Raw genomic sequence first — 6,549 nt, forward strand, 5'->3', positions numbered from 1 at the left:
GACCGAGTATGCTTATCAAGATTCAGTTGCCAGTTAACGCTAAGTTATTTTTTAGCTAGCCCAGCCCTAAGCAGGGAGCAATTCCCTGCTTTTCCTCCTAGGTGTTTTTTATGTTCAAAATCAAATCATTATTTAATTATGTTATTTCAATTCTGTTTATTTTTTGTGTTTTAAACTCGCTGTCTATCTATGCAAAAACAAGCAAACAACTACTCCCCGTTAGTGTTCAGCTTTGGTCTGTTAAAGATGCCTTAAAAGCGGATTTTGATGGCACCCTTTCATCTATTGCTGATATGGGCTTTCAAGGTGTGGAATTTGCAGGTGACTTTGGGCCTTATAAGAACAATCCAAGTGCACTGAAGGACAAACTCGCGAAGCTAAATTTAGTCGCTAGTAGCGCACATATCGGCTTTGACTCCTTAACGGATGACACCTTAACAGACACATTATTGTTTTATAAAACCCTTGGTGTCTCGATTTTATTTGTACCTTGGGATGAAAGAGCTTGGCACCCACAAGGAATTACCTCTCTGACCGAACAACTCGTTCAGGTTAATGAAATCGCTCAGCGCTATGCTATGCACATCGGTTTTCACAACCATAATAAGGAGTTTAGTCAATTCCAAAACGCGACATACTGGGACGCTATTGCCAGTAATACGCCAAATACCCTGCCACTGCAGCTTGATATAGGTTGGGTACATTATGCAGGAAAAGATCCTGAATATTTCATTAAAAAATACCCAGGACGAACCCTGGCAACCCACTTAAAAGTTCGCACCCATCCTAACGATGGCTTAAGTCCTATATTAGGTGAAAATGATTATCCATGGCAAAAAATAATAGAAACATTGATTGTTGATGGCGCCACTCAGTGGCTAGTCGTAGAGCAAGAAGAATACCCGAATGGGTTAACACCAATGCAAAGCGTGGCTAAATCTAAAGTTAATTTAGATAAGATCCTCGCTAAAATGGGCGAATAAAGTAACTTTCTCCCTCCTCTGACACAAACAGTAGGGACTAACAATAGTACATTAACTATCTTAGTCCCTATGAACTCTTAATAATTATACATCCCACTCTTTCAGTGTGTCTTTTAAGTATTCATAACGCCATGAGTTAAGTAAATCGGGCTTTGGAGTCTGTTCACGCTCAGCGCTGGTTAACTTCCAATTCCAACTGATCAACTGGTTGATTTGCTTTTTAGATGCAAATACATCTTCTGGAATGCCCTGTTTTTTAGCAACTGCAGTGATTTTTTGTTTAATTTCTTTGGCTACTTTTTTATAACTTGGAAAGTCAATAAGTCGTCTTAGTGGCTCAGGAAAATCTGCAACAGGGATCACTTTAGCTTTTTCAATACACTTTAAGATTTCAACGCCCGAGCGGTTAACTTCGATGCTATCGACTTCTGGGACATTACGCATTGCAGTTAAACTCGTTGGTTTGCGTTTTGCCAATTCAACCAAGCAATGCTCTTTTAATACAAAGTTAAGCGCTAAATTTTTGCGTATCGCTTTGTTACGACGCCAAGCCGCAAGCTCTCTTAATACAGCAAGATCCGCAGGTTTTAATTGCCAAGCATTTTTAATGTCTCGATACAGATGTTCATCCGGTGTTTGATAAGCCCGTTTTTGTGCAATCAACTCACTTTCATTGATCACAATATCAAAGAAACCAGCGTCGTTGATTTGTTCAATAATAATTTTAAAGCACGGTAATAAATGAAATACATCAGCTGCAGCGTAATCGAGTTGTTTAATTGTTAGCGGACGCTGTAACCAATTGGTCCGTGATTCGCTTTTGTCGATTTCAATATCGAGTAAATTTTTTACCATATGAGCAAAGCCCATGCAGTTGCCATTGCCTAATAATTGCAAGGCAAATTGGCTATCAAATAAGGGAGCTGGTACGAAGCCGGCGTATTTTTGAAATACTTCAATATCTTCCGACGGTGAATGCAAGACTTTTAACACCGCAGGATCACGTAGAATCTGCCAAAAATCAAACAATGATAGCTCGGCTAGCGGATCGATTAATGCTAAATGTTCGCCGTCATAAACTTGAATAAGGGCAACTTCAGGATACAAAGTACGACGACGCATAAATTCTGTATCAATTGCTAAGATGGGTTTGTTACGGATCTGCTCTACAAACTCATTTAATTGATTTTGGGTTTGGATCAATTGATATTGCACTTAATCTCCTACAATAAAAAAGCCGACATATGTCGGCTTTTTTAGCTTGCTAATCTTTCAAGGCTCGTCTGAGTATTTTGCCAACGTTTGTTTTTGGCAATTCATCCCTAAACTCAACCAGTTTAGGGACCTTGTAATTAGTTAAATTATCACGACAGTGTTTTATTATATCTTTTTCAGTCAAAGATGGGTCTTTTTTAACAATAAAAACTTTAACTTGTTCGCCGCTAACATCATGAGGGATACCAATTGCTGCTGCTTCTAAAACACCTTCATGCATTGCAATCACTTCTTCGATCTCATTTGGGAACACATTAAAGCCAGATACGATGATCATATCTTTTTTACGGTCAACAATATAAAAGAATCCTTCATCGTCATAAGTGGCTATATCCCCTGTGGCAAACCAACCATCTTGCAAACACTCAGCCGTTGCATCAGGACGATTATAATAACCAACCATCACTTGTGGGCCTTTAACCCATAATTCGCCCGGCTCACCTTTGGCTGCTTCTTCACCATTATCTAACATCAACTTGATCTCAGTATTAGGTGCAGGTAAACCAATCGAACCATTGTATGAATCTAGATCATAAGGACTGACAGTAACTAATGGCGAACACTCAGTTAAACCATACCCTTCCATTAATTTGCTACTGGTGATCTTTTGCCATTTTTCAGCAACAGGTCGCTGTACAGCCATACCACCACCAAGGGACATTTTCAAACTTGAAAAATCAAGCTCGGCAAAACCCGGTGTATTCAACAAACCATTAAATAATGTATTTACGCCCGTGATCGCGGTGAATTTATGTTGGCCTAATTCTTTCACAAAGCCTTTCATATCACGCGGATTGGTGATCAATAAATTTAATCCGCCATACTTCATAAACGTTAAGCAGTTCGCTGTTAGTGCAAAGATATGATAAAGCGGTAAAGCAGTGACAACAACTTCTTTGCCACGTTCTAACACTTGATCTAAGCAACCAGAAACCTGCTCTAAGTTACCTACCATATTGCCATGGGTCAGCATCGCACCTTTAGAGACACCCGTTGTGCCACCGGTATATTGTAAAAAAGCAATATCAGATAAACACACTTCAGGTTTAATGTAATCTTTTTCGTTCGCTGCAAGTAAGGCTTCAAACTTAATGGGGTTAGGCAATGAATAGCTTGGCACCATTTTTTTAATATGCTTAACAACAAAGTTAACCAAGTGCTTTTTAAAGCCACCCACCATATCACCCACTTGGGTAACTACGATGTGTTTTACTTTAGTGTGCGGCAATGCTTTTTCAAGCGTGTCTGCAAAGTTAGCCAGTATAAAAATCGCTGATGTTTCTGAATCATTTAATTGATGTTCAAGCTCACGTACAGTGTAAAGCGGATTAACGTTAACTACGACACAACCGGCACGTAAAATACCGAGTATTGAAACAGGTGTTTGTAATAAATTTGGCATCATTACAGCCACTTTATCGCCTTTTTTCAATCCCAGCTCTTTTTGAATATACACAGCAACACGTTTTGTTGCTTGGTCTATTTCATCATAGCTCAATGTTTTACCCATATTGGTAAAAGCAGGCAAGTCTTTGTAGTCAGTGAAGCTTTTTTCAAACACTTCTAACAACGAGTTGTAGTGCTCAGGATCGATTGTTTCAGGCATACCCTCTGGGTAGCGCTTCAGCCAAATTTTGTCCACTCTTAGCTCCTGTTCTATTTATAATTTATTTTTATTAAACCTTAAACTAAGTAAGGCAATTTCACAATTGAGCAATCACTCTAATTCGCAAATATTCCCACATTTTGTGCAAATATACAATTAACATGCACCAGTTTGCAGCATAAATGCATGAACCTGCTGTAAACATTGCTCAGGGCTTTGCATATGGCAGTGGTGGCCACCTTCAACTTCATTTACTATTAAGCTTTTGTAATAATTAGCATATTTATTTAAATTATCACTAATAAATTGATACCCTTTACTGCCTACAATTAATTGGCACGGCACATTTATTTCGCTTATTACCGCTATGCATTGTTGCTCATCAAATCTAAAACCTGAATGATTTTTAAGCTTTGGATCAGTTCTTAGCAGCCATCCTTGTTCAGTTTCTAGTATATTTCTGTCCATCAAAAGTGCTATTAAATCCAAAGGTAAGTCACTTTGTGTCGCCCGTGCTTGGTGTATTATTTGTTTTGACTCGTACTGTCGGGGTGCTTTTTTATTTACACGACGTCGATTCAAAATTGCATTTCTAAGCTGCTCAACCACTTTTTCACTGGGTGTTGTGACAACTCCCAGTCCTTCAATCATAGTAACTGTATTTACTTTATCAGGAAAGCAGCTAGCAAAAAGCCCGTCGGCCATTGCGCCCATAGAATGACCAACTAAATGTACTTTATTAACTCCCAGTTTTTCGATCAAATTATAAATATCATCAATGTAATCAGTGAAATAATAGTGTGCATCGCTTCCACGCCAATCTGATAAACCATGTCCTGGAAAGTCCACACAATACCAAGTTGCAGTTAAGGTGTTATGTTCTAACATGGGTAAAAAACTATGACAATTATCAAGCCAACCATGTAATGCAATGACAACCTCTTTTCCTTGCCCAAATGTTAGGCCATGAAGTGTTAATGCGCCACTTTGAACTGAAAATGGATGCACTGCGTAATTCCCCTTTGTTTTTAGTTTGTTTAACGTAAAAGACATTTATTTATACTACATTGCGTATACAATGGCACTACATAATAAACAGGGTACAAAGATGAAGAAACAAATAAGCCTCTTGGCATTATTATGCTCAGCAAGTGCATACGCAGAGCAAGCACCAAAAAACATAATTTATATGATTGGTGATGGCATGGGCCCCGCTTATACTACAGCATATCGCTACTTTAAAGATGATCCGTCGACCAAAGAAATTGAAGGTACGGTGTTTGATACAATTCTTAAAGGTATGGCACATACTTACCCTGACGACCATACCTATGTAACTGACAGTGCTGCTGGCGCAACAGCTTTGAGCTCCGGCCATAAAAGCTATAATGGTGCAATTGCAGTTGATACCGATAAAAAACCGGTAAAAACAATGCTCGAAATTGCCAAACAAAAAGGCATGATCACCGCATTAGTTGCAACCTCACAAATCAATCATGCCACGCCTGCAAGCTTCGCTGCACATAATGAATCTCGTCGTAACTACGATGAAATTGCCAATGATTACATTGATAATAAAATTGCCGGAAAACTTCCCGTTGATTTAATGCTCGGTGGCGGTACTAAATATTACATCCGCGAAGACCGTAATTTAGTTGCAGAATTTAAGCAAGCGGGCTATCAATACAGTGATGACTTTAGTGCGTTAAAAGATATTAAGCAAATTCCTGCGCTGGGATTATTTGCTCCAGTTGGGCTTGACTTTGCGTTAGATAATAACCCAACACGCTTAGCACAAATGACCAATAAAGCGCTTGAGTTACTTGATGAAAATAAGAAAAATGGCTTTTTCGTGATGATCGAAGGCAGCCAAATTGATTGGTGTGGCCATGCCAATGATATTGCCTGTGCAATGGCGGAAATGGATGATTTTGCTAAATCAATCGAGCAAGCAAAAGCGTACGTTGATAAAAACCCGGATACCTTATTGGTGATCACCGCAGATCACTCAACAGGTGGTTTAACATTAGGTGCGCATGGTCAATATAAATGGGAAACCGAGGTAGTAAAAGGCGTGAAAGCCACAGCCGTTAAATTAACTAAATTAATGTCAGAGTCTGATGATTTAAAAGCTATTTGGACTGCTAACACGAATATAGAATACACTCCCGAAAACCAGATCAAGCTTGAACAGGCAAAAAAACTAGGCGATAAACCACTTAATCTTGCCATTAAAGATATTATCAGTAGAGCCAGTTTCACCGGTTGGACTACTGGCGGTCACACTGCTATTGATGTACAAGTATTTGCCTATGGTAAAGGTGCTGATAAATTTATCGGCTCACAAAACAATACTGATATTGCCGATAAACTGATCGGCTTTATTGAACAGCAGTAATGTTTAATTGGCATGTTGCTTTTCCTGAGGGTAGAGGCTAACTGCAACATTAAAGGTTAATTATAAAAAGCCCAGTCATAATGTATCTGGGCTTTTTTAATCACAGCTGGAGGTAAACTTTTGCCAAATACTGGCACATCAACACATAGTTAAATTACTGTCTAATACCAATCTGCATAAAGATTAAGTCAATTTTATCCAGTCTCTAGAGCATATGCTTTTAACCGTATCAGGAACAGAAATGAATTTATTCCACGCTTGCGAAACCTGTTCGACTATTTCTTCAT

5 protein-coding genes are annotated in these 6,549 nt (G+C 38.8%); 2 read left to right on the forward strand and 3 right to left on the reverse strand.

Features of this window, described 5'->3' with window-relative positions; genetic code table 11:
• Positions 1-110 precede the first annotated feature (110 nt).
• Positions 111-983 carry a sugar phosphate isomerase/epimerase gene (locus H5232_RS21700; protein ID WP_182785003.1) on the forward strand — a complete coding sequence of 291 codons (873 nt, stop codon included), beginning with the start codon at positions 111-113 and terminating at the stop codon, positions 981-983.
• Between the two features lie 84 nt (positions 984-1,067).
• On the opposite strand, the gene rnd is transcribed toward H5232_RS21700, so the two are convergent.
• From rnd to H5232_RS21715, 3 genes are all read right to left on the reverse strand, one after another.
• The gene (gene rnd, locus H5232_RS21705; RefSeq protein WP_145235687.1) at positions 1,068-2,198 is read right to left on the reverse strand and encodes a ribonuclease D; all 1,131 of its coding nucleotides are present in this window, start codon (positions 2,196-2,198) and stop codon (positions 1,068-1,070) included.
• Between the two features lie 49 nt (positions 2,199-2,247).
• Positions 2,248-3,900, reverse strand: coding sequence for a long-chain-fatty-acid--CoA ligase FadD (fadD, locus tag H5232_RS21710; RefSeq protein ID WP_145235691.1), 1,653 nt, complete (start codon positions 3,898-3,900; stop codon positions 2,248-2,250).
• Between the two features lie 120 nt (positions 3,901-4,020).
• Entirely contained in the window at positions 4,021-4,872 is an 852-nt protein-coding gene (locus H5232_RS21715) for an alpha/beta fold hydrolase (protein WP_182831499.1), read from the reverse strand.
• A 100-nt stretch (positions 4,873-4,972) separates the two neighbouring features.
• On the opposite strand from H5232_RS21715, the gene H5232_RS21720 reads away from it, so the two are divergent.
• Positions 4,973-6,262, forward strand: a complete 1,290-nt coding sequence (locus H5232_RS21720) for an alkaline phosphatase (RefSeq protein ID WP_149980213.1) — start codon at positions 4,973-4,975, stop codon at positions 6,260-6,262.
• Positions 6,263-6,549 lie beyond the last annotated feature (287 nt).

It is taken from the genome of Pseudoalteromonas sp. SG41-5 (assembly GCF_014164495.1).
In the GTDB taxonomy this organism is placed as follows: domain Bacteria; phylum Pseudomonadota; class Gammaproteobacteria; order Enterobacterales; family Alteromonadaceae; genus Pseudoalteromonas; species Pseudoalteromonas rhizosphaerae.